This window comes from Streptomyces johnsoniae (assembly GCF_031845565.1).
Lineage (GTDB): Bacteria > Actinomycetota > Actinomycetes > Streptomycetales > Streptomycetaceae > Streptomyces > Streptomyces johnsoniae.
The window spans coordinates 198,357-221,377 of record NZ_JAVREV010000011.1 but is presented as its reverse complement, the minus strand read 5'-3'; the positions used below and the strand labels follow the sequence as shown (position 1 = coordinate 221,377).

General features: G+C 74.0%; 20 protein-coding genes. 14 read left to right on the top strand and 6 right to left on the bottom strand.

What is annotated here, in order from left to right:
• Positions 1-95: 95 nt before the first annotated feature.
• From trpC to RM779_RS20635, 6 genes are all read left to right on the top strand, one after another.
• Positions 96-902, top strand: coding sequence for an indole-3-glycerol phosphate synthase TrpC (gene trpC, locus RM779_RS20660; protein WP_077062031.1), 807 nt, complete (start codon positions 96-98; stop codon positions 900-902).
• Positions 903-907: 5 nt separating this feature from the next.
• Positions 908-1,120 carry a tryptophan biosynthesis modulator TrpM gene (gene trpM / locus RM779_RS20655; protein ID WP_394813349.1) on the top strand — a complete coding sequence of 71 codons (213 nt, stop codon included), beginning with the start codon at positions 908-910 and terminating at the stop codon, positions 1,118-1,120.
• Positions 1,121-1,278: 158 nt separating this feature from the next.
• Positions 1,279-2,520 carry a tryptophan synthase subunit beta gene (gene trpB, locus RM779_RS20650; protein ID WP_311619216.1) on the top strand — a complete coding sequence of 414 codons (1,242 nt, stop codon included), beginning with the start codon at positions 1,279-1,281 and terminating at the stop codon, positions 2,518-2,520.
• A complete protein-coding gene (gene trpA, locus RM779_RS20645) occupies positions 2,517-3,335 on the top strand; it encodes a tryptophan synthase subunit alpha (RefSeq protein ID WP_311619215.1) in 819 nt (272 codons plus the stop codon). Before trpB ends, trpA begins: the two co-directional genes overlap by 4 nt.
• 65 nt (positions 3,336-3,400) lie before the next feature.
• On the top strand, positions 3,401-4,618 hold the full coding sequence (locus tag RM779_RS20640) for a DUF1266 domain-containing protein (RefSeq protein ID WP_311619214.1): 1,218 nt from the start codon (positions 3,401-3,403) through the stop codon (positions 4,616-4,618).
• Positions 4,619-4,670: 52 nt separating this feature from the next.
• On the top strand, positions 4,671-5,705 hold the full coding sequence (locus tag RM779_RS20635) for an NAD-dependent epimerase/dehydratase family protein (RefSeq protein WP_311619213.1): 1,035 nt from the start codon (positions 4,671-4,673) through the stop codon (positions 5,703-5,705).
• A gap of 47 nt (positions 5,706-5,752) precedes the next feature.
• Here the strand turns inward: RM779_RS20635 and RM779_RS20630 are convergent, their stop codons facing one another.
• The 3 genes from RM779_RS20630 to RM779_RS20620 are packed head-to-tail and all read right to left on the bottom strand — an operon-like array spanning position 5,753 to position 8,563.
• On the bottom strand, positions 5,753-6,694 hold the full coding sequence (locus tag RM779_RS20630) for a PLP-dependent lyase/thiolase (protein WP_311619212.1): 942 nt from the start codon (positions 6,692-6,694) through the stop codon (positions 5,753-5,755).
• A 16-nt stretch (positions 6,695-6,710) separates the two neighbouring features.
• On the bottom strand, positions 6,711-7,832 hold the full coding sequence (locus RM779_RS20625) for a sensor histidine kinase (RefSeq protein ID WP_311619272.1): 1,122 nt from the start codon (positions 7,830-7,832) through the stop codon (positions 6,711-6,713).
• 29 nt (positions 7,833-7,861) lie between these two features.
• Positions 7,862-8,563: a response regulator transcription factor gene (locus RM779_RS20620; RefSeq protein WP_311619211.1), complete on the bottom strand. Its 702-nt coding sequence runs from the start codon at positions 8,561-8,563 to the stop codon at positions 7,862-7,864.
• 125 nt (positions 8,564-8,688) lie between these two features.
• Between RM779_RS20620 and RM779_RS20615 the strand changes: the two genes are divergently transcribed.
• The 3 genes from RM779_RS20615 to RM779_RS20605 are packed head-to-tail and all read left to right on the top strand — an operon-like array spanning position 8,689 to position 10,636.
• Entirely contained in the window at positions 8,689-9,354 is a 666-nt protein-coding gene (locus RM779_RS20615) for a glycosyltransferase family 2 protein (protein WP_311619210.1), read from the top strand.
• Positions 9,351-10,010: a TIGR04282 family arsenosugar biosynthesis glycosyltransferase gene (locus RM779_RS20610; protein WP_311619209.1), complete on the top strand. Its 660-nt coding sequence runs from the start codon at positions 9,351-9,353 to the stop codon at positions 10,008-10,010. The genes RM779_RS20615 and RM779_RS20610 overlap by 4 nt, the downstream gene beginning before the upstream one ends.
• Positions 10,007-10,636, top strand: a complete 630-nt coding sequence (locus tag RM779_RS20605) for a methyltransferase domain-containing protein (protein WP_311619208.1) — start codon at positions 10,007-10,009, stop codon at positions 10,634-10,636. Before RM779_RS20610 ends, RM779_RS20605 begins: the two co-directional genes overlap by 4 nt.
• Before the next feature lie 292 nt (positions 10,637-10,928).
• Here the strand turns inward: RM779_RS20605 and RM779_RS20600 are convergent, their stop codons facing one another.
• The 3 genes from RM779_RS20600 to RM779_RS20590 are packed head-to-tail and all read right to left on the bottom strand — an operon-like array spanning position 10,929 to position 13,848.
• Positions 10,929-11,345: a hypothetical protein gene (locus RM779_RS20600; protein WP_311619207.1), complete on the bottom strand. Its 417-nt coding sequence runs from the start codon at positions 11,343-11,345 to the stop codon at positions 10,929-10,931.
• Positions 11,342-12,457: a molybdopterin-dependent oxidoreductase gene (locus RM779_RS20595; protein WP_311619206.1), complete on the bottom strand. Its 1,116-nt coding sequence runs from the start codon at positions 12,455-12,457 to the stop codon at positions 11,342-11,344. The genes RM779_RS20600 and RM779_RS20595 overlap by 4 nt, the downstream gene beginning before the upstream one ends.
• Before the next feature lie 11 nt (positions 12,458-12,468).
• Positions 12,469-13,848, bottom strand: coding sequence for a hypothetical protein (locus RM779_RS20590; protein ID WP_394813348.1), 1,380 nt, complete (start codon positions 13,846-13,848; stop codon positions 12,469-12,471).
• A gap of 61 nt (positions 13,849-13,909) precedes the next feature.
• On the opposite strand from RM779_RS20590, the gene RM779_RS20585 reads away from it, so the two are divergent.
• The 5 genes from RM779_RS20585 to RM779_RS20565 all read left to right on the top strand — a co-directional run bounded on the left by RM779_RS20585 (position 13,910) and on the right by RM779_RS20565 (position 22,868).
• Positions 13,910-14,659: a DsbA family protein gene (locus RM779_RS20585; protein WP_311619204.1), complete on the top strand. Its 750-nt coding sequence runs from the start codon at positions 13,910-13,912 to the stop codon at positions 14,657-14,659.
• Positions 14,660-14,731: 72 nt separating this feature from the next.
• Positions 14,732-15,709 (top strand): prolipoprotein diacylglyceryl transferase, encoded by a 978-nt coding sequence (gene lgt / locus RM779_RS20580; protein ID WP_311619203.1) that lies wholly within the window; start codon positions 14,732-14,734, stop codon positions 15,707-15,709.
• A gap of 125 nt (positions 15,710-15,834) precedes the next feature.
• A complete protein-coding gene (locus RM779_RS20575) occupies positions 15,835-16,536 on the top strand; it encodes a VIT1/CCC1 transporter family protein (RefSeq protein WP_311619202.1) in 702 nt (233 codons plus the stop codon).
• Positions 16,537-16,858: 322 nt separating this feature from the next.
• Complete coding sequence (gltB, locus tag RM779_RS20570; RefSeq protein ID WP_311619201.1) at positions 16,859-21,415, top strand: glutamate synthase large subunit; 4,557 nt, start codon at positions 16,859-16,861, stop codon at positions 21,413-21,415.
• Positions 21,408-22,868, top strand: a complete 1,461-nt coding sequence (locus tag RM779_RS20565) for a glutamate synthase subunit beta (RefSeq protein WP_311619200.1) — start codon at positions 21,408-21,410, stop codon at positions 22,866-22,868. The genes gltB and RM779_RS20565 overlap by 8 nt, the downstream gene beginning before the upstream one ends.
• Positions 22,869-23,021: the final 153 nt, after the last annotated feature.

Sequence of the window (23,021 nt, the reverse complement as noted above, 5' to 3'; positions counted from 1 at the left end):
CGTGTCCTGAGCAGGGGCGTCACAGGCGGATGCGAATCCTCCGCCTGCCGCCCGATACCATCGAAGTGTTTGACCGACAGGAAGGGGCCAGTCGCGTGAGTGTGCTCGACGAGATCATCGACGGAGTCCGCGCCGACCTGGCCGAGCGGCAGGCACGCGTCAGCCTCGACGACCTGAAGGCCGCCGCGGCCAGGGCCCCGCAGGCCAAGGACGGGGTGGCCGCCCTCAAGGGCGACAGCGTCACGGTGATCTGCGAGGTCAAGAGGTCGAGCCCCTCCAAGGGGGCGCTGGCCGCCATCGCCGACCCGGCCGGGCTGGCCGCCGACTACGAGGCGGGCGGCGCCGCGGCGATCTCCGTGCTGACCGAGCGGCGCCGCTTCGGCGGCTCGCTTGAGGACCTGGCCGCCGTCCGGGCCCGGGTCGACGTTCCCGTGCTGCGCAAGGACTTCGTCGTCACCGCCTACCAGTTGTGGGAGGCGCGGGCGCACGGCGCCGACCTGGTGCTGCTGATCGTGGCGGCCCTGGAGCAGGAGGCCCTGGTGTCGCTGGTGGAGCGGGCGGAGTCCATCGGGCTCACCCCGCTCGTCGAGGCGCACGACGAGGAGGAGGCCGAGCGGGCGCTCGACGCGGGGGCGAAGATCATCGGGATCAACGCGCGGGATCTGAAGACCCTGGAGGTCGACCGGTCCACCTTCGCGCGCGTCGCGCCCGAGGTCCCCGACCACATCGTCAAGGTCGCCGAGTCCGGCGTGCGTGGCCCGCACGACCTCATCGCCTACGCCAACGACGGCGCCGACGCCGTGCTGGTGGGCGAGTCCCTGGTGACCGGCGGCGATCCACGGTCCGCCGTGGCCGACCTGGTCGCCGCGGGCGCCCACCCCGCACTGCGGCAGGGGCGCTGACGCCGGTGCCCGTTCCCCTCACCGCCGACCGCGACCCGGCCCGCGGCACCCGCCCCCGCGGGTGCCGGGCCCCGGCGCGGCGCGTGCTGGGGCGGCGGGTCCGCTATCACATCGGCTGCGAGCCCGGCCAGATCAACGGCCGCCGATGGCATGAGGCCGCCGGGGGTACCGCCCGGCCCTGCCCGGTCACCGGCGCCGCGCCGCGGCGCGCCGCCTGACGCGCGGCCCGCGGCTCCCGCGGCCCGCCGCCGGGCGAGGACCGCAGGCGGTCCGGCGTGCCGCCGGGACAGCTCCGTTCAGCTACGTTCATCCGCGTTCATCCGCGTTCAGCCGTGTCGTCGCATTCGTGCCACTCTGCCAGGAGGCTCCGTTCCGCATGCCTGTTGAACACTTCTTTCCCGACCCCGAGGGCCGGGTCCCCGGCCCCGGGGGCTACTTCGGCGACTACGGGGGGACCTTCATCCCCGAGGCCCTGCGGGCCGCGGTGGAAGAGGTCGCCGCCGAGTACGAGAAGGCGAAGGACGACCCCGCCTTCGCCGCCGAGCTGGACGAGCTGCTCGTCCACTACACCGGCCGGCCGAGCCCGCTGACCGAGGTGCCGCGGTTCGGTGCCAGGGCCGGCGGCGCCCGCGTCTTCCTCAAGCGCGAGGACCTCAACCACACCGGCTCCCACAAGATCAACAATGTGCTGGGGCAGGCGCTTCTCACCCGCCGCATGGGCAAGACCCGCGTCATCGCCGAGACCGGCGCGGGCCAGCACGGCGTGGCCACCGCCACCGCCTGCGCCCTGTTCGGCCTGGACTGCACCATCTACATGGGCGAGATCGACACCGAGCGGCAGGCGCTGAACGTGGCGCGCATGCGGATGCTCGGCGCCGAGGTCGTGCCCGTCTCCTCCGGCAGCCGCACCCTGAAGGACGCCATCAACGAGGCGTTCCGCGACTGGGTCGCCAACGTCGGGCACACCCACTACCTCTTCGGGACCGTCGCGGGCCCCCACCCGTTCCCCACCCTGGTCCGTGACTTCCACCGCGTCATCGGCGTCGAGGCGCGGCGCCAGATCCAGGAGCGCGCCGGGCGGCTGCCCGACGCGGTCGTCGCCTGTGTCGGCGGCGGCTCCAACGCCATCGGCCTCTTCCACGCCTTCATCCCCGACGCGGACGTCCGGCTGGTGGGCTGCGAGGCGGCGGGCCACGGCGTCGAGTCCGGCGAGCACGCCGCGACCCTCACGGCGGGCGAGCCCGGCATCCTGCACGGCTCCAGGTCGTACGTGCTCCAGGACGAGGAGGGCCAGATCACGGAGCCCTACTCGATCTCCGCGGGCCTGGACTACCCGGGCATCGGCCCCGAGCACGCCTACCTGAAGGACGCGGGCCGCGGCGAGTACCGGCCGGTCACGGACGAGCAGGCGATGCAGGCGCTGCGGCTGCTGTCCCGCGCCGAAGGGATCATCCCGGCCATCGAGAGCGCCCACGCGCTGGCCGGCGCCCTCGACCTCGGCCGCGAGCTGGGCGAGGACGGGCTGATCCTGGTCAACCTCTCGGGCCGCGGTGACAAGGACATGGACACCGCCGCCCGGTACTTCGGGCTCTACGACGGCGAGGGGGACGCGCAGTGAGCGGCAAGGCACAGGCGCTGAGCGAGGCGCTCGCCGCCACCCGGCGCGAGGGGCGCGCCGCCCTCATCGGCTACTACCCGGCCGGGTTCCCCACGCTGGAGAGCGGCATCCGGGCGGTGACCGCCATGGTGGAGGGCGGCTGCGACATCGTCGAGATCGGCCTGCCGCACAGCGACCCGGTCCTGGACGGCCCGGTGATCCAGACCGCGGACGACATCGCGCTGCGCGGCGGCATCCGCATCGCCGGCGTGCTGCGCACGGTCCGGGAGGTGCACGCGGCGACCGGCGTTCCCGTGCTGTGCATGACCTACTGGAATCCGGTGGACCGCTACGGTCCCGAGCGGTTCGCCGCCGAGCTGGCCGAGGCGGGCGGTGCCGGCTGCATCCTGCCGGACCTGCCGCTTGAGGAGTCCGAGCCGTGGCGCAAGGCGGCCGAACGGCACGGTCTCGCGACCGTCTTCGTTGTCGCGCCCAGCAGCAGGGACGCCCGCATCGCGGGGATCACGGATGCGGGCAGCGGCTTCGTGTACGCGGCGTCGCTGATGGGCGTGACCGGCACGAGGGAGTCCGTCAGCCGTGACGCGGCCGATCTGGTGCGCCGCATCCGGGCCACGACCGAGCTGCCGGTGTGCGTCGGCCTCGGGGTGTCGAACGCGGTACAGGCTTCGGAGGTCGCCGCGTTCGCCGACGGCGTGATCGTCGGCTCGGCGTTCGTGCGGCGGGTCCTTGACCACGCCGACGACGAGGGCGCGGCCCTGCGGGAGCTGCGTTCCCTGGCCCAGGACCTGGTTCAGGGCGTCCGCTGCCGGACCTGACCGGCGCGTTTCCGGCCCCCGGCCCGTGTGCCGGCCGGGGGCCGTTCCCCGATACAGTCGAGCGCATGGGGAATCAGGGGGAGGCGGACCACGCGCCGTGGGAGCCGCCGACGGTGGTCGAACATCAGCTGTACCAGGCGGGGCTCGGGGGAGACTGGCCGGCGTTCTTCGACGTGCTGGCCGGCACGGACCTGTACTTCCCCATGTCGCGCGAGCTGATGGACGCGGTGCCAGGCACCATCCCGTTCCGGCCGTTCCGGGACCCGAAGTTCGACGGGCTAGCCCTGGCCGTCTTCACCCGCGGGCTGCTCATGCCGCCGTCCGGGGACCAGGTCTTCGAGCGCAGTGACCTGGCGTCCCTCGCCAAGGTGTGGCCCAAGACGGTCCGCTGGCTGGCGGTGAACCCGGGCACGCCCGCCGAGGCGTTCCTCCCCGCGGACCCCAAGCGGTGGAAGAAGCACGGCAAGCACTCGGTGCCCGAGCACCGGCTGAAGACGCTGTGGACCGGCCACCGGCACGGCTCGCTCGCGCACGGCATGGCCTGCGGCGCGATGCTGATGGTCAACAACGGCGCCATCTGGAATCACCTCGGCTGGCAGTGGGGCGGCTACACCGAGGAGAAGGAGCTGCTGAAGCGCTGGTGGGGCGTGACCGGGCGGGCGGGGTGGCTGGAGATCGTCGAGCAGCTGCTGCGCGGCGATGTCGTCTCCCCGGCCTGGGAGTTCGCGCTGCGCGTCCGCCAGGCGCTGGTGCAGGAGTACGGCGTGCTGCCCGACGCGGTGCGGTGGCGGGAGACGGCGGAACGCGTGCTGGTGTCCAGGACCGCGGAGGTCGTGGACCAGACCGGCAAGCCGCCGGAGTTCGACCTCGACGCGGATATCGCCCTGGTGCAGGACCTCATCGGCCGCATCCTGCGTTACGAGGCGCGGTTCCGCGCCGACGGGCTGTTGGACGGCGACACGTGTGTGCGTTCGGTGCTGGCCTGGGACTTCGGCCGGGCCTCCTGCATGGCGCGCTGGGGCCTCGGGGCGCGCTACGCCGAGCGGCAGGAGAGCGAACGGGCGCTGCTGCGGGCGGGGGAGGCCAGCCGGCAGGTGTACCGCTCGTGGGCCGAGTTCGCCATCGGCTTCGTGCTGGGCCGCTGCCTGCACTTCGACAGCGAGGAGTTCGGTGACTGGTACACGGACATGGTGGCCGTGCACCAGATCCTGAGCACCGATCCGGAGAGCCCGTGGCTCAGCGTGCCGTGGGAGCAGTCGCCCGCGGATCTTACGGAACGCTGACGCCGGGCCGCGCCTGCTCTCCCGGCGCCGCCCGCGTGGCTAGCGTGCTGGCATGCGTGTACTGGTCACCGGAGGAGCCGGCTTCATCGGCTCGCACATCGTCGCGGAACTGCTGGCGGCGGGTCACGAGGCAGTGGTCCTCGACATCCGGCCGCCCGGGGCCGCCGTTCCCTGGGAGCAGGCCGACATCCGCGACGCGCAGGCCGTGGCCCGCGCCCTGGCCGGGGCGGACGCGGTGTGCCACCAGGCGGCGATGGTGGGGCTCGGGAAGGGCTTCGCGGATGCGACGGACTACGTCGGGGTCAACGACCTGGGCACGGCGGTCCTGCTGTCGGCGATGGCGGCGGCCGGGGTGCGGGACCTGCTGCTGGCCGGCTCGATGGTCGTGTACGGCGAGGGCCGCTACGACTGCCCGCGCCACGGCCGGGTCCGCCCCGGGCCGCGCACGCCGGAACAGCTCGACGCCGGCCGCTTCGAGCCGCCGTGCCCGCAGTGCGGAGAACCGCTCGTGCCCGGCACGGTGGCGGAGGACGCGCCGCCCGACCCGCGGAACGTGTACGCCACCACGAAGCTGACGCAGGAACACCTGGCCGCCGCCTGGGCCCGCTCGACCGGCGGTCGGGCGATCGCGCTCCGCTACCACAACGTGTACGGCGACGGCATGCCGCGCGACACCCCGTACGCCGGGGTGGCCGCTCTCTTCAGGTCCGCGCTCGCCGCGGGCCGGCCGCCGCGGGTCTTCGAGGACGGCGGGCAGCTGCGGGACTTCGTCCACGTCGAGGACGTCGCGGCGGCAAACGTGACGGCGCTCGCCGCGCTGCCCGCGGGCCCGCCCGGGGCGCTTCGCGCGTTCAACACCGGCAGCGGCGAGCCGCACACCGTCGGCGAGATGGCGGGGGCGCTCGCCGCGGCGCACGGCGGCCCCGAGCCGGTCGTCACCGGCGAGTACCGGCTGGGGGACGTGCGGCACGTCGTGGCGGACTCGTCGCGGCTGCGCGCGGAGTTCGGCTGGCGCCCGCGGGTCGGCTTCGAGGCGGGCATGGCCCGGTTCGCGAACGCCCCGCTCGGCGGCGTGCCGGCGCGCTGAGGCCGGGGCGCTGAGGCCGGGGCGCTGAGGCCGGGGCGCCCGCGCGTTCAGGGCGGGTCGCCGTGCAGGGTGCGCAGCAGGACGTCGCCCGAGGCGTTGGCGCCGGTGAGGACGAGCGCGGTCACGCCCTCACCGGCCAGGTCGGGCCGCTGGATCACGGCCGCCGCGGCGGCGGCGCCCGACGGCTCGGTCAGCACGCCGCGGTTGTTCCACAGCAGTTTCGCCGCGTCGAGCAGCTGGTCCTCCTCCACGAGCACGAACTCGTCCACGACCTGACGCAAACGCGCGACCGCGTCCGGCTCCGGCACCCGCACGCCGAGGCCGGGGGCGGCGGTGTGGAACGGCGGTCCGGGCTCGGCCACGCCCGTGCACCACGCGTCGTGCGTGGCCCTGGAGGCGGTCGAGCCGACCCCGACCAGCCGGGTGCCGGGGCTGACGGCGCGCAGCCAGGTGCCTACGCCGCAGGCCAGCGAGCCGTTGCCGACCGGCACCACCACGGTGCGCAGAGCGGGGCCGTGCCGACGGGCGAGTTCGACGGCGATGGTCGCCGCGCCCTCGGCGAGCGCGGGTTCCGCTCCCGCCCCGACCAGCCGCCAGCCGCGCTCCGCCGCGAGCGCGGCGGCCCGCGCCGCGGCCTCGTCGGCGTCGCCTTCCACCGGCGTCAGCCGGGCGCCCAGCTCGCCGAGGCGGCGCAGCTCGGCCGGGTTGGCGGTCCGCGCGGCCAGGACGTGCAGCTCAAGGCCGTGGCGGCGCGCGCCGTGGGCCAGGCCCTGGCCGAGGTTGCCCGCGGAGGCGCAGACCAGGGTCTCGCCTGCGCCGCAGCGCGCGGCCAGCCAGTCGCCGCCGCGGCCCTTGAAGGAGCGCACCGGGTTCAGCGTCTCCAGTTTCAGCGTCAGCCCGGGCCACAGCTCGATCTCCGGGGTGTCGAGGAACGCCGGATCGATCACCCGGGCGGCTTGTTCGATGGCGTCGAGCGAGACGTTCAGCACCCGGGCACCCTACGGGCTACCCGCCCGTTCGCTCCGCCGCAGGCAGGATCACCTCGAAGCGGCAGCCGCCGGGCACGTTGCGCACGCGGGTGCTGCCCGCGTGGGCCTCGACGATGCCGCGCACGATCGCCAGGCCGAGCCCGGCGCCCGCGGGCGGGGTGCGGGCGTCGGTGCCGCGCCAGCCGGTGTCGAACACACGGGGCAGGTCCGCCGCGGGGATGCCGCCGCAGCCGTCGGTGACCGAGAGCACCACCGAGTCCGCGTGGCGGGCGGCGGACACGGCCACCGTGCCGTCCGCCGGGGTGTGCCGGATCGCGTTGACCAGCAGGTTGGCCAGCACGCGGCTCATCTCCTTGCCGTCGACCTCCACCGGCAGCGGCGCCACGCCGTCGTTCGCGAGCAGGACGCCGCGTTCGCCTGCCAGCGGGTCGGCGCCGGCGATGGCGTCGCTGACCAGGTCGTACACGGATATCCGGGTCGGGGTCAGGGCCAGGGAACCGGCCTGGATACGGGAGAGTTCGAAGAGGTCGCCGACCATCGAGCCGAGCCGCTCCACCTCGCCGCGGATCTGCCGGTGGTAGCGGGCGGGGTCCTCGGCGATGCCGTCTTCCAGGGCCTCGGCCATCGCCCGCAGCCCGGCCAGCGGGGAGCGCAGGTCGTGGGAGATCCAGGCGACCAGCTCGCGGCGGGAGGTCTCCAGGGCCCGTTCGCGCTCCCGCGACGCCGCGAGGCGCGCGTCCGCCTCGGCCAGCCGCTGGGCGAGCGAGGCCAGTTCCGCGGGCATCGGCCCGGCGGGCGGCGTGAACGCCCCGCCCTCCCCGAGGGCGTGCGCGGAACGTTCGAGCGCCCGGTGCGCGCCGATGACCCAGCGGCCGAGCAGCAGCGCGGTGGCGGTCGCGGCCAGGGCGCCGGTCAGGCCGACGGTGACCACGACGGCCAGGTCGTGCGCGGACAGGAACATCGCCCACGCCACCGACAGCGTCCCGGCCAGCAGCGCGCCGACCGTCACGCCGATCAGCACCGCGAGCGACACCGCCACCGAACGGCGCCTGACCGCCGCCAGCACCAGCGCGCCCGCCACCCCGGCGGCGGCCGCACCGGCCGCCGCGTACAGCACGATCAGCGGCAGATCGCGCAGCAGTTGAGCCATTCCCATGCCGGTCGCCCTCAGCCGCCGTCGAAGCGGTAGCCGACGCCCCAGACCGTGGTGATCAGCCTGGGCCGCGCCGGGTCGTTCTCCACTTTGTGCCGCAGCCGCCGCACGTGCACGGTGACGGTCGACAGGTCCCCGAAGTCCCAGCCCCACACTGTCGCCATCAGCTCCTCGCGGCTGAACGCCCGCCCGGGGTGGCGCAGGAAGTGCGCCAGCAGGTCGAACTCGCGCAGCGTCAGCCGCAGCGGGCCCCGCGCGTCCTGCGCGGTGCGCGCCGCCGGGTCGAGCACGACGCCCCCGCCACGCAACAGTGCGCCCCCGCCGGGTGCCGGGCCCCCGGCGGCCCGGCGCAGCACGGACGAGACGCGCAGCACCAGTTCACGGGGGCTGAACGGCTTGGTCACGTAGTCGTCCGCGCCGACCTCGAGTCCGAGGATGCGGTCCTCCTCGTCGCCGCGCGCGGTCAGCATCACCACCGGCACCGGGCCGGCCTCGCGCAGTCGCGCGCATACCGCGAGCCCGTCGAGGCCGGGCAGCATCAGGTCGAGGACGACGAGGTCGGGCGGGTGGGCGGCGGCCCGAGCCAGGGCGTCGCGGCCGTCCGCGGCGCGGTCGACGGTGAAGCCGGCCCGGTCCAGGTAGCCGGCCACGACCTCGGTGACGGTCGGGTCGTCGTCGACGACCAGGACATGGTGCTGCGGGCGCGGCTGTCGCATGCCCCCGAGTCTCACACCGGCGCGCGGCCATCGGCCGGGCGCCGTCGGCGGAAACGGGGCGACGTCAGGGTTTCGTAAGGAGCAGTGCCCCGATATGTCCCGGTTGTCTCCGTAGGGTAAGGAGCGTGACCACCTCTCCACCGACGCGGGGCGATCTGGTGCTGCCCTGCCTGAACGAAGCCGAAGCACTGCCCTGGGTACTGAGCCGGGTCCCCGACGGCTGGCGGGCCGTCGTCGTGGACAACGGGTCGACCGACGGCTCCGCCGACCTGGCCGGACGGCTCGGCGCACGGGTCGTCCACGAACCGCGCCGCGGCTTCGGCGCCGCCTGCCACGCCGGGCTCCTCGCCGCCACCGGCGACCTGGTCGCGTTCTGCGACTGCGACGCCTCCCTCGACCCGGCCGAACTGCCGCGCGTCGCGGCGCCCGTCGGCGCCGGGACGGCCGACCTCGTGCTGGCCCGCCGGCGCCCCACCGCGCGCGGCGCCTGGCCCCTCCACGCCAGGGCGGGCAATCGCGCCCTGTCCCGCATGGTGCGCACCCGCACCGGCGTACGGCTGCGCGACCTCGGCCCGATGCGCGTCGCGCGCCGCACCGGCCTCCTCGGCCTGGGCCTCACCGACCGGCGCAGCGGATACCCCTTGCAGATGGTCGTCCTGGCCGCCGAGGCGGGCTGGCGCATCGAGGAGACGGACGTCGCCTACCGGCCGCGCACCGGCCGTTCGAAAGTGACCGGCACCTGGCGCGGCACCTGGCAGGCCGTCACCGACATGCGGGCGGTGCTGAAATGACCGCGCGCCCGCCGGAAGGGCCCACGACCCTCGTCGTCATCGCCAAGGAGCCGGCCCCCGGCCGCGTCAAGACGCGCCTCACCCCGCCCTGCACCCCCGCCCAGGCCGCCCGGCTCGCCGAAGCCGCGCTCGCCGACACCCTGCACACCCTGCTGCGCGTGCCCGCCAGGCGCCGGCTGCTGGTCCTGGCCGGGCGCACCGGCCGCTGGCTGCCGCCCGGCTTCGACGTCGTCCCGCAGTGCGACGGGGGTCTCGACGAACGCATCGCCGCCGCGTTCGCGCACTGTGCGGGCCCCACGCTGCTCGTCGGCATGGACACCCCCCAGCTCACCCCCGCGCTGCTGGCCCCCGCCACCGCGCCGCCCGGCGGCTGGCCGCGGCGCCGCGCCTGGTTCGGGCCCGCGGCGGACGGCGGGTTCTGGGCGCTGGGCATGGCGGAGCCGCGCCCGGCGCTGGTGCGCGGCGTGCCCATGTCCACGCCGCTGACCGGCCGCGCCCAGCACCGGCGGCTGACCGAGGCGGGCCTGGACGTGCGGGAACTTCCCGTCCTGCGCGACGTGGACACCGCCGCGGACGCGGAACGGATCGCCCACGAGGCGCCCGGCGGCCGGTTCGCCGCCGCCTGGCACGCCCTCGGCACCGGCGTCGCCTCGTGACCTGGACCGGTGACGCCTACGCCTGGGCCCTGCGCACCGGCCGCGGACCGCTGTTCCTGCGCCGCGCCGACGGGCGCCGCCTCCGCCTCGACGTCGAACGCTGGTGCGCGGGCCCCGACGCGGCCGACCGCACCGTCCTGCGCCACTGCACCGGCAGCGTTCTGGACATCGGGTGCGGGCCCGGCCGCATGGTCACCGCACTGGCCCGCGCCGCGCGCCCCGCGCTCGGCATCGACACCTCGCCCGCGGCCGTCGCCCGCACCCGCAGCGGCGGCGGAACGGCCTTGCTGCGCTCGGTGTTCCAGGACCTTCCGGCCGAGGGCCGGTGGGGGAGCGTCCTGCTGATGGACGGCAACATAGGGATCGGCGGCGACCCGGCCGCGCTCCTGCACCGCATCCGCCGCCTGACCGCCCCCGGCGGGCTGCTGCTCGCCGAGACCGCGCCCGGCGACGTCGACGAACGCTTCGAGGTGCGCCTCGACAATGGGAACGGCCCCCTCGGCCCCGCGTTCCCCTGGGCCCGCATCGGCCCCCCGGCCCTGTGCGCCGACGCGGAGTCCGCCGGCTGGACGCCGGTGGTCCGCTGGACACTCCACGGCCGGACGTTCGTGGCCCTCCGCCGCTGAGTGCCGAGCGCTTCCCGCGCGGGTTTGCCCGGGGAAGCACCATGCCCGGCCTCGCCTGCGCTTCGTCCGGCGGTGCCGCGCATGGTGCTTCCCACCGAGTCGGCCGCGCATTCGGGCGCCACGCCCGGCGATGGCTCGCGGCAGACAGCGACGGCGACAGCGACGGGGCGGCGCCCCGAGCAACCGGATCACAGTGCGCGGGACGGTAGGAGCCCCGGCCGGGGACCGCGCCGCCGGATGTTCGGGGGCGGCGCCCCCGAACACCGCGGTGCGTGAGTCGCACGCGGAAGGGTCAGGCGCCGGGGCCTCCCGGCCCCGGGCGGCGGGCGCGGCGCCAGGCCGCTGCCGCGGCCGCTGCCAGGGCCGTCGCCGCGAGCAGCAGTACCAGATTGCGGCCGTAGTCCAGCGGCAGCGCCGTCGCGTTGCGCGGCTCGCCCGGCCGCAGCAGCGGCGGGAGCGCGACCAGGGTCAGGCAGCCCGCGACGATCAGCCCGCCGCGCACCGCGCGGCGGGCGGGCAGCCGGCGCACCACGAGGCCCGCGGCCAGGACCAGCGGCGCGAGCGCCAGGTCGTGCAGCACCACCGCGCCGGCCAGCCACACCGCGACCTGCCGCGGCGCGTCCGCGGGGCCGCCCGTGATCAGCAGCCGCACCCCGGCCGCGAGCAGCAGCAGCCCGGCCGCCCCGAGGACCAGGCGCGCCGCCCTCACCGCAGCACCTCGATGAGCCGCACCCATTTGGTCTGCCACACCCCCGGCCGGTTCGGCGCGATGATCCGCGCCGGGAAGCCGTGGTCGGGCGACAGCACCTCACCGTTCAGCCGCAGCGCGAGCAGTGTGAGCGGATCGCGCGCGTAGTGCGGCCCCATCTCCATCACGCGGTACCCGCCCGACTTCTGCAACGACACCACCCGCACGAACGCGTCCTCGGGTGCCCCCGCCCGGTCCAGCAGGTCCGCCAGCCGCACCCCTTCCCACCACGCCGACGCGCTCCAGCCCTCCACACAGGCGATCGGCAGCCGCGCCCGGTGCCGAGGCAGCGCGCGCAGCTCGGCGAGCGACAGGTGGAACGGGCGCGGCCCGGTGACCTGGAGCCGCCACGCCGCACCGCTGACGTGCGCCACCCCGGCCTCGGCGGCCGTGCGGTTCACTGGCAGGCCCTGCGCCGTCCCGTCCGGGCGGCGCGGCGCGAGCAGGGTCGCGGCACGCAGCGGCGTCAGCGACTGCCCCGCCGTCACCAGCGTCACCGCGCCCACCGCCGCGCCGACCCCGAGCAGCAGCGACCGCCGTTCGCCCGCGTCCGGGTCCGTGCCCGGCGCGGGCCGCCGCCAGTGGGCGGCGATCCGCGGCGCCTTCACCGCCACGTGCAGCAGCAGCGCCCCGCACAGCACCCAGGCCAGCGCCCAGTGCACGCGCTTGAAGCCGAACGGCCACGGGTACCACTGCGCGATGTTGGCCAGCCCCAGGGCGACTTCGAGCAGCGCGGCGGCCACCAGCACCGCGATCGACGCGCGCTCCAGCACGTGCCGAACCGACCGCACCGGCGGGCGGACCCACAGCCGCGGGTACACCGTCCACAGCTTGGCCAGGAGCAGCGGCACCAGCGCGATCCCGGTGGCCACGTGCAGGCCCTGCGTGACGCGGTAGCCCCAGACCGGCCTGGCCGGCAGGTGCGGCGCGAGCCAGCCGGGCGGGGTCTGGAGGCCGTGGCTGATCAGGCCGGTCAGGAAGCACACCAGCACGCCGGCGCCCAGCCACCGGCCGACGGCCGTGGCCGTGCGGGCGTCGTGCAGCCGGCCACGGAAGGGAACGAACGTGCGCATGCGTCCTCACCTCACCAGCGGGTGATCCACAGATGGTTGACGGTCAGGGCCACCACGGCCTGCGCGGCCAGCCACCAGCGCGCGTGCCGTTCGGGCAGCAGCGCCGCGGCGGGCAGCAGCCACACGGCGAACGGCAGCCAGATCCGTTCGGTCTCCGCCTTGCTCATGCCGGACACGTCGGCCAGCAGCATCGCCGCCAGGGCCGCCCCCACCAGCACGACCAGCGCCCGCCGGGGCCCTCGCGCGGGCCACGGGCGTTCCGCGGCCCGGCGCAGGCCGGCGGCGGTGGCGAGGCCGACGGACGCCACCTGGACCGCCAGGTTCGCCCAGATGAAGTAGCCGTAGGGCCGGTGCCCGCCCGAGCCCGCGTAATAGCGGTCCACGAGGATGTCGTAGCCGTCGTACCACCAGAACCCGGCCGCGGTGAATCCCACCACCCACGGCACGATCCCCAGCAGCAGCCACGGCAGCGGGCGCCAGGACCGCGCGAGCAGCAGGACCGCGACGGCCACCACGCCCATCAGCACCAGGCCGTAGGACAGGTAGAGCAGCAGCCCGGACAGCACCCCGGCGCCGAGCGCCGCCGCCCACGGGGCCCGCACCGCTCGGGTCGCGGCGAGCGCGAGCAGCGCCAGCGCCCAGGCCGCGACCGCCGTGAACCAGCCGTCCGCGGAGACCCCGAGCCACACCGCGGCCGGGGCGAGCACCAGGAACGGCGCGGCCCGCCGGGCCGTCTCCTCGTCCGCGAGCGTGCGCACGGCGATCAGGACGGCGGCGGCGGCGCTGGCCGCGGCCGTGATGCAGAACGCCGCGGCCCAGGCCCCGCCGCCCAGACCCACCCGGTCGAGGAGCACGAACGTCAGCGTGGCGGCCGGCGGGTGCCCGGCGACGTGCGCGGGCCAGTTGTCCTGCGACTCCAGCGGAATGTGATCGGTGAACGTGCGCAGGAAGTGCCCGATGCCGTCGATGTCGTCCAGCGCCGTCAGGTACTCGTGCCCGTAGGCCAGCCGCCGCGCCACGCCCCGCCGCCAGCCGTCGATCAGCGCGAGCGACCACACCCAGGCCATCGACGCGCCCCAGGCCGCGAGCGGCAGCCACCGCCAGGGCAGCCGCCGGGCGACGTGCGGCCCGTACAGGAGCACCAGGCCCGCGACGATGAGGGCCGCGGGCGTGCCGGGACCCACGTGCGGCTCCCAGCGGGCGAACATCGGCGGCCACTTCAGCGTCAGCACGTCGTCGTCGTTGATGGCGGCCCCGACGACGGCCGCCGTCGCGAAGAGCAGTACGGCCAGGGCCGCGGCCAGCAGGTCGAGCGCGGTCTTGCGAGCGATCACCCGCCTCACGCTAGGCGCGCCAGGACCGCAAACGGCTCGTCTGCGGGCGGATGTCACCGCTTCGTCAGATCCACGCGCGGAGCGTGTCCTGTCCTGGCCGGGTTCGTTGGCTCAGGACGTGAGTGAACGGAATCGTGAGGGGAAGCGCAGCGCCCGCGAACGGCTGCGCGAGGAGCGGGAACGGGAGAAGGCGGCCGAGCGCAGGAAGCGGACGGTCAAGGTCGGCGGGATCGCCGTCGTCGTCCTCGCCATTGCCGCGGGGATCGGCGTCATCGCCGCGAACGGCGGTGGCGAGGGCGACGACGTGCCGGGCACCGAGCCCGTCACCGTGGGCCGGTCCTCGGCCCCGGCCACCCTCGCCGTGTACGAGGACTTCCGCTGCCCGGCCTGCGGCCAGTTCGAGAACGGGTTCCGGGACACCATCCGGGACCTGACGGAGGAGGGGAAGCTCCAGGTCGACTACCACCTCGTCACCATCATCGACGGGAACATGGGGGGCAACGGCTCCAAGTTCGCCGCGAACGCCGCGCTGTGCGCCCGGGACGAGGGCAAGTTCTCCGAGTACCACGACGTGCTGTTCGAGAACCAGCCGGCCGAGCGCGACGACACGTTCGGCGACAAGGCGCGCCTGATCGGCCTCGCCGAGGACGTCGAGGGGCTCGACACCGAGTCGTTCCGCTCCTGCGTCCAGGACGGCGCGCACGACGAGTGGGTCAGCAGCTCCAACGCCGGGTTCCTCGACGCGGACTTCAACGCCACGCCGACCGTGCTGCTCGACGGCGAGAACATCTACGGCGACTCGGAGGACCCGCTGACGCCCGAGCGGCTGCGGGAGAGAGTGGAGGAGGCCGCCGGATCGGGCAACTGACGCCTGACACGGCGGCCGACGCGCCCGGCGGATTCCGTCCCGCGGGGCGGGCAGGGTAGCGTCTGGACCACCATGGAGATCCTTGCCTCTATCCCCAGCCCCAGCGAGAGCGAGATCCACCTCGGACCGCTGCCGCTCCGCGGGTACGCGCTGTGCATCATCATCGGTGTCTTCCTCGCCATCTGGCTCGGCGGTCGCCGCTGGGTCCAGCGCGGCGGCAATCCGGGAACGGTCGCCGACATCGCCGTGTGGGCCGTGCCGTTCGGCCTGGTGGGCGCGCGGATTTACCACGTCGTGACCGACTACCAGCTCTACTTCGACGAGGGCCGCGACTGGGTCGACGCGTTCAAGATCTGGGACGGCGGCATCGGCATCTGGGGTGCCATCGCCGGCGGTGCGCTGGGCGCGTGGATCGCCTGCCGGCGGCGGGGTATCGCGCTGCCGCCGATGGCGGACGCGATCGCCCCCGGCATCGCCTTCGCGCAGGCGATCGGGCGCTGGGGCAACTGGTTCAACCAGGAGCTGTACGGCAAGGCCACGGACGTGCCGTGGGCCGTGGAGATCGACAACGGTCTGGACAGCGGCACGTTCCACCCCACCTTTCTGTACGAGTCGCTGTGGTGCGTGGGCGTCGGCGTTCTGGTGATCTGGGCGGACCGCCGGTTCCGGCTGGGGCACGGCCGGGCGTTCGCGCTCTACGTGGCCGCGTACACGGCCGGCCGCTTCTGGATCGAGTACCTGCGGATCGACGAGGCGAACGAGTTCCTCGGGCTGCGGCTGAACAACTGGACTTCCATCGTGGTCTTCCTCGCCGCCGTCGCCTACCTGGTGCTCTCCGCCCGGCGCAGCCCGGGCCGCGAGGAGCGGGTCGAGCCGGACGGTGCGGCAGGACCGGACGGTGCCGACGGTGCGGCGGCCGGCGCCGAGGAGCCGCAGGCGGACGCGGAGAAGGACGCGGACGAGAACAAGGACGCGGACGTGGAGAAGCGCGCGGAGCAGAAGGACACGGGAGCCGGCGCGGACGAGGCCGCGTCCGCGAAGCGGCCCTGACCGGGGCCATCCCCCTCGCACGGCCCGGCCCCGCCGGGCCGTGCCGCATGTCGGGACCAGGCCGGGGAATGCGTCCGCGGCCGGGCGCGTTGCACGCAATCGTGAGGAGTCGGGAGGCACCGGACATGGCGGGAGCGGAGGCGCACCACAGCCACCGCGAGGTGAACGGCGGCTGGCTGCGGCCGGCCGTCTTCGGCGCCATGGACGGGCTCGTCTCCAACCTGGGGCTGATCAGCGGCGTCGCCGGCAGCTCCGCCTCCTCCCAGGCCATCGCCGTGGCGGGCACGGCCGGCCTGGCGGCCGGCGCGTTCTCCATGGCGGCGGGGGAGTACACCTCGGTGGCGTCCCAGCGCGAGCTGGTCCTGGCCGAGATCGACGTGGAACGCCGGGAGCTGAGCCGGCACCCGGACGACGAGCTGGCCGAGCTGGCCGACGTCTACGTGCGGCGCGGGGTGGAGCCGGGCCTTGCCCGGGAGGTCGCCCGGCAGCTGTCGGCCGACCCGGAGCAGGCGCTGGAGATCCACACGCGCGAGGAGCTGGGCGTCGCGCCGGGCGACCTGCCGTCGCCGACCGTCGCGGCGGTTTCCTCGTTCGGCTCGTTCGCCGCGGGGGCGGTGCTGCCCCTGCTGCCCTACCTGATGGGGGCCACGGCGCTGTGGCCCGCGGTGCTGCTGGCGCTGCTCGGCCTCTTCCTGTGCGGCGCGGCCGTCGCCCGCGTGACGGCCAGACCGTGGTGGTTCAGCGGGCTGCGGCAGCTCGGTCTCGGCGCCGCGGCGGCGGGCCTGACCTACGCGCTGGGCTCCCTGCTGGGCACCTCGCTGGGTTGATCCATACGAACGACAATTGACCACGCTATGTCGCTTGTGCGTGCTTCAGGGTGAGCTTTGTTTCCTGGTGGTTTCAGTTCGTTGACGGCGGGCATGTGGTTCTCGGCCCGCGGGCACAGGCGCCCGTGCAGGCTTGCATGCTAGGCGGACATATTCCGCCATCTCCGGTACGGCCTCGCGCGGCGAAGTCCGCATCGTGGACAGTGGTATCCGCTTCCCGGGATTCGGGTCATCGTGTAATCTGCACGAAAATTTAACGTACGCCAGGGCCAGCGTCGTCCCTCGGAACAAGTCACACACCAAGACGACGACGGGAGAGCCGATGCGTTCTGCGTCCCACCCGGTCAAGCAGGGGATGTACGACCCGCGCAACGAGCATGATGCGTGCGGTGTCGGCTTCGTCGCCACACTCACCGGCGAAGCCAGCCACGAGCTGGTCGACCAGGCGCTCACCGTGCTGCGCAATCTTGAGCACCGCGGAGCCACCGGCTCGGACCCCGATACCGGCGACGGTGCCGGCATCCTCCTCCAGATTCCGGACGCGTTCCTCCGGGACAGCGTTCCCTTCGTGCTGCCGCCGGCCGGCTCCTACGCCGTCGGCCTGGCCTTCCTGCCCACCGGCCCGGAAGCGGCCGCCGCTGCCATGGGCCGGGTCGCCGCGATCGCCGGCGAGGAGGGGCTGGCCGTGCTCGGCTGGCGCGAGGTGCCTGTCGCGCCCGAGCTGCTCGGCACCGCGGCCCGCGACACGATGCCCGCGTTCCGGCAGCTGTTCGTCGCCGACGCCGCGGGCGAGAAGAGCGGCCTGGCCCTCGACCGCGCCGTCTTCGTGCTGCGCAAGCGCGCCGAGCGCGAGGCCGGGATCTACTTCCCGTCACTGTCCGCGCGTACCCTGGTCTACAAGGGCATGCTCACCACGGGGCAGCTGGAGCCGTTCTTCCCCGACCTGTCCGACCGCCGTCTCACCAGCGCCATCGCCCTGGTGCACTCGCGGTTCTCCACCAACACCTTCCCGAGCTGGCCGCTGGCGCACCCCTACCGCTTCGTCGCCCACAACGGTGAGATCAACACCGTCCAGGGCAACCGCAACTGGATGCGGGCCCGCGAATCGCAGCTCGCAGGTGACGTCTTCGGGCCGCCGGAGAAGCTGGCGCGGCTCTTCCCGATCTGCACCCCGGAGGCGTCCGACTCGGCCACCTTCGACGAGGTGCTCGAACTGCTGCACCTCGGCGGCCGGCCGCTGCCGCACGCCGTGCTGATGATGGTCCCCGAGGCGTGGGAGAACCACGGCTCCATGGACCAGGCCCGCCGCGCGTTCTACCAGTACCACTCCACGATCATGGAGCCCTGGGACGGCCCGGCCTGCGTCACCTTCACCGACGGCACGCAGGTCGGCGCGGTCCTCGACCGCAATGGACTGCGCCCTGGCCGCTACTGGGTCACCGACGACGGGCTCGTCGTGCTGTCCTCCGAGGTCGGCGTCCTGGACATCGACCCCGCCCGCGTCGTCCGCAAGGGCCGGCTCCAGCCCGGCCGGATGTTCCTCGTCGACACCGCCGAGCACCGCATCATCGAGGATGACGAGATCAAGGCGGCGCTGGCCGCCGAGCAGCCCTACGCCGAATGGCTGGAAGCCGGGCTCATCGAGCTGGCCGACCTGCCCGAGCGCGAGCACATCGTCCACACCCACGCCTCGGTCACCCGCCGCCAGCAGACGTTCGGCTACACCGAGGAGGAGCTGCGGGTCCTGCTCACGCCGATGGCCCAGAGCGGTGCCGAGCCGATCGGCTCCATGGGAACCGACACGCCCATCGCCGCCCTCTCGGACCGGCCGCGGCTGATCTTCGACTACTTCACCCAGCTGTTCGCGCAGGTCACCAACCCGCCGCTGGACGCCATCCGCGAGGAGCTCGTCACCTCCCTGCTGTCGTCCCTCGGCCCGCAGGGCAACCTGCTGGAGCCGAACGCGGCCTCCTGTCGCAGCGTGACGCTGCCCTTCCCGGTGATCGACAACGACGAGCTGGCCAAGCTCATCCACATCAACGCCGACGGCAACCTGCCGGGCTTCGGTGCCGTCACCCTCTCCGGCCTGTACCGGGTCTCGGGCGGCGGGGCGGCCCTGGCCGACCGGATCGCCGAGATCTGCGCCGAGGCCGACGCGGCGATCGCGGACGGCGCCCGCCTCATTGTGCTCTCCGACCGGCACTCGGACGCCGAGCACGCCCCGATCCCGTCGCTGCTGCTGACCTCCGCCGTGCACCACCACCTCATCCGCACCAAGCAGCGCACCCAGGTGGGTCTGCTCGTGGAGGCCGGGGACGTGCGCGAGGTGCACCACGTCGCGCTGCTCATCGGCTACGGCGCCGCCGCGGTCAACCCCTACCTGGCCATGGAGTCGGTGGAGGACCTGGTCGCCCGCGGCACCTACCTGCCCGGCATGGCGGCCGGCGAGGCCATCCGCAACCTCATCAAGGCGCTGGGCAAGGGCGTACTGAAGGTGATGTCCAAAATGGGCATCTCCACCGTCGCCTCCTACCGCGGCGCGCAGGTCTTCGAAGCCGTCGGCCTGGACGAGTCGTTCGTCGACACCTACTTCCACGGCACCACCACCAAGATCGGCGGCGCCGGCATCGACGTGGTGGCCCGCGAGGTCGCGGCGCGGCACGCCAAGGCGTACCCGGCCTCCGGCGTGGCGCCCGCCCACCGGAACCTGGAGATCGGCGGCGAGTACCAGTGGCGCCGCGAGGGCGAGCCGCACCTGTTCGACCCGGAGACGGTCTTCCGCCTCCAGCACTCGACCCGCGAGCGCCGCTACGACGTCTTCCGGCAGTACACCGGCCGGGTGAACGAGCAGTCCGAGCGGCTGATGACGCTCCGCGGGCTGTTCCGGCTGAAGCCGGGCGAGCGCCCGGCCGTGCCGCTGGAGGAGGTCGAGCCGGTCGGCGAGATCGTCAAGAGGTTCTCCACCGGCGCGATGAGCTACGGCTCCATCTCCCGCGAGGCGCACGAGACGCTGGCCATCGCGATGAACCGGCTGGGCGCCAAGTCCAACACCGGCGAGGGCGGCGAGGACTCCGACCGGCTGGTCGACCCCGAGCGGCGCAGCGCCATCAAGCAGGTCGCATCCGGCCGCTTCGGCGTGACCAGCGAGTACCTGGTCAACGCCGACGACATCCAGATCAAGATGGCGCAGGGCGCGAAGCCGGGTGAGGGCGGCCAGCTGCCGGGCCACAAGGTGTACCCGTGGGTGGCCAGGACGCGGCACTCCACGCCGGGCGTCGGCCTGATCTCCCCGCCCCCGCACCACGACATCTACTCGATCGAGGACCTGGCGCAGCTCATCCACGACCTGAAGAACGCCAACCCCGCGGCCCGCATCCACGTGAAGCTGGTCTCCGAGGTCGGCGTGGGCACCGTTGCGGCCGGCGTTTCCAAGGCGCACGCCGACGTGGTGCTGATCTCCGGGCACGACGGCGGCACCGGCGCCTCCCCGCTCACCTCCCTGAAGCACGCGGGCGGCCCCTGGGAGCTGGGCCTGGCCGAGACTCAGCAGACACTGCTGCTCAACGGGCTGCGCGACCGGATCGTCGTGCAGACCGACGGTCAGCTGAAGACAGGCCGCGACGTGCTGATCGCGGCGCTGCTCGGCGCCGAGGAGTTCGGCTTCGCGACCGCGCCACTGGTCGTCTCGGGCTGCGTCCTGATGCGGGTGTGCCACCTGGACACCTGCCCGGTCGGCATCGCCACGCAGAACCCGGTGCTGCGGCAGCGGTTCACCGGCAAGCCGGAGTTCGTGGTCAACTTCTTCGAGTTCATCGCGGAAGAGGTCCGCGAGCTGCTGGCCGAGCTGGGCTTCCGCACCCTGGACGAGGCCATCGGTCACGCCGAGCTGCTCGACGTCTCGCGCGCCGTCGACCACTGGAAGGCGCAGGGCCTGGACCTGGCGCCGCTGCTGCACGTGCCGCAGCTGTCCGAGGGAGCGGCCAGGCACCGCACCACCGAGCAGGACCACGGCCTGGCCAAGGCGCTGGACAACGACCTGATCCGGCTGGCCGCCGACGCCCTGTCGGCGGACACCCCCGAGGACGCCCAGCCGGTCCGCGCGCAGGTCGCCATCCGCAACATCAACCGCACCGTCGGCACGATGCTCGGGCACGAGGTGACCAAGCGGTTCGGCGGCGCCGGGCTGCCCGAGGACACCATCGACATCACCTTCACCGGCTCGGCCGGCCAGTCCTTCGGCGCGTTCGTGCCGCGCGGCGTCACGCTGCGCCTGGAGGGCGACGCCAACGACTACGTCGGCAAGGGCCTGTCCGGCGGCCGGCTGATCGTTCGCCCGGACCGGGGGGCCGACCACCTGCCGGAGTTCTCCACCATCGCGGGCAACACCATCGCCTACGGCGCCACCGGCGGCGACATCTTCCTGCGCGGCCGGGTCGGCGAACGTTTCTGCGTGCGCAACTCCGGTGCCACCGTCGTGGCCGAGGGCGTCGGCGACCACGGCTGTGAGTACATGACGGGCGGCCGGGCCGTGGTGCTCGGCGCCACCGGGCGGAACTTCGCGGCCGGCATGTCCGGCGGCGTCGCCTACGTCGTCGACCTCGACCCGGCGCACGTCAACCCCGGCTTCGTCGCCGTGGAGGAGCTGACGGACGCCGACCGCCAGTGGCTGCACGACGTGGTGCGGCGGCACGCCGAGGAGACCGGCTCCACGGTGGCGGACCGCCTGCTGAAGGACTGGGACGCGAGCCTGGCCCGGTTCAGCAAGATCATGCCCACTACCTACAAGGCCGTGCTCGCCGCCAAGGACGCCGCCGAGCGGGCCGGACTCAGCGAGTCCGAGACCCACGAGAAGATGATGGAGGCGGCGACCCATGGCTGATCCGAAGGGATTCCTTTCCACCGAGCGCGAGGTCGCCCAGGCCCGCCCCGTCGACTCCCGGGTCAAGGACTGGAACGAGGTGTACGTTCCCGGCTCGCTGCTGCCGATCATCAGCAAGCAGGCCGGGCGCTGCATGGACTGCGGCGTGCCGTTCTGCCACAACGGCTGTCCGCTGGGCAACCTGATCCCCGAGTGGAACGACTACGCCTACCGCGAGGACTGGGCGGCGGCCAGCGAGCGGCTGCACGCCACGAACAACTTCCCCGAGTTCACCGGGCGGCTGTGCCCGGCGCCCTGCGAGTCGGCGTGCGTGCTCGGCATCAACAGGCCCGCGGTGACCATCAAGAACGTCGAGGTCACCATCATCGACAAGGCGTGGGAGGCCGGTACCGTCACCCCGCAGCCGCCGGAGCGTCTTTCCGGGAAGACCGTCGCCGTCATCGGCTCAGGACCTGCCGGGCTCGCCGCCGCGCAGCAGCTGACGCGGGCCGGGCACACCGTCGCCGTGTTCGAACGGGCCGACCGGATCGGCGGGCTGCTGCGCTACGGCATCCCCGAGTTCAAGATGGAGAAGCGGCACTTGAACCGCCGCGTCGAGCAGATGCGCGCGGAGGGCACCAAGTTCCGCACCGAGGTCGAGATCGGCCGCGACATCGACGCCGCGGCGCTCCGCAAGCGCTACGACGCGGTCGTCATCGCCGCCGGTGCCACCGCCGCGCGCGACCTGCCGGTGCCGGGGCGCGAGCTGAACGGCGTGCACCAGGCCATGGAGTACCTGCCGCTGGCCAACAAGGTGCAGGAGGGCGACCTCACCGCCGCCCCGATCTCCGCCGCGGGCAAGCACGTCGTCGTCATCGGCGGCGGCGACACCGGCGCCGACTGCGTCGGCACGGCCCACCGGCAGGGCGCGGCCTCGGTCACCCAGCTGGAGATCATGCCCAGGCCGGGCGAGGAGCGGCCCGCGCACCAGCCGTGGCCGACGTTCCCCATGACGTACAAGGTCACCTCGGCGCACGAGGAGGGCGGCGAGCGGGTCTACTCCGTCTCCACCACCCACTTCGAGGGCGACGAGGACGGCAACGTCGCGTGGCTGCACCTGATCGAGGTCGAGTTCGTCGACGGGAAGCTGACGCCGAAGCCGGGCACCGAGAAGCGGATTCCGGCGCAGCTGGTGACCCTCGCCATGGGCTTCACCGGCACCGATCAGGAGAACGGCCTGGTGCGGCAGTTCGGCCTCGACCTGGACGCGCGCGGCAACATCGCCCGCGACGCCGAGTACGCGACCAACGTGCCCGGCGTGTTCGTCGCGGGCGACGCGGGCCGCGGGCAGTCGCTCATCGTGTGGGCCATCGCCGAGGGCCGCGCCGCCGCCCGCGGCGTCGACCGTTACCTCACCGGTGAGTCCACGCTGCCCTACCCGATCCGCCCGACCGACCGCTCCCTGGCGGTCTGACCCCGGCGACCACCCCAGACGTTCCGCACCCGTCAGTGGTCCAGCCCACAAACGGTGCCGTTCCGTGATGTGACCATCTGGTGGCCCGCACCCGGCACTGTCACAATCAGACGCCCAGCCCGGCTCGAAGATCCCACGACCTTTGCGGAGGGG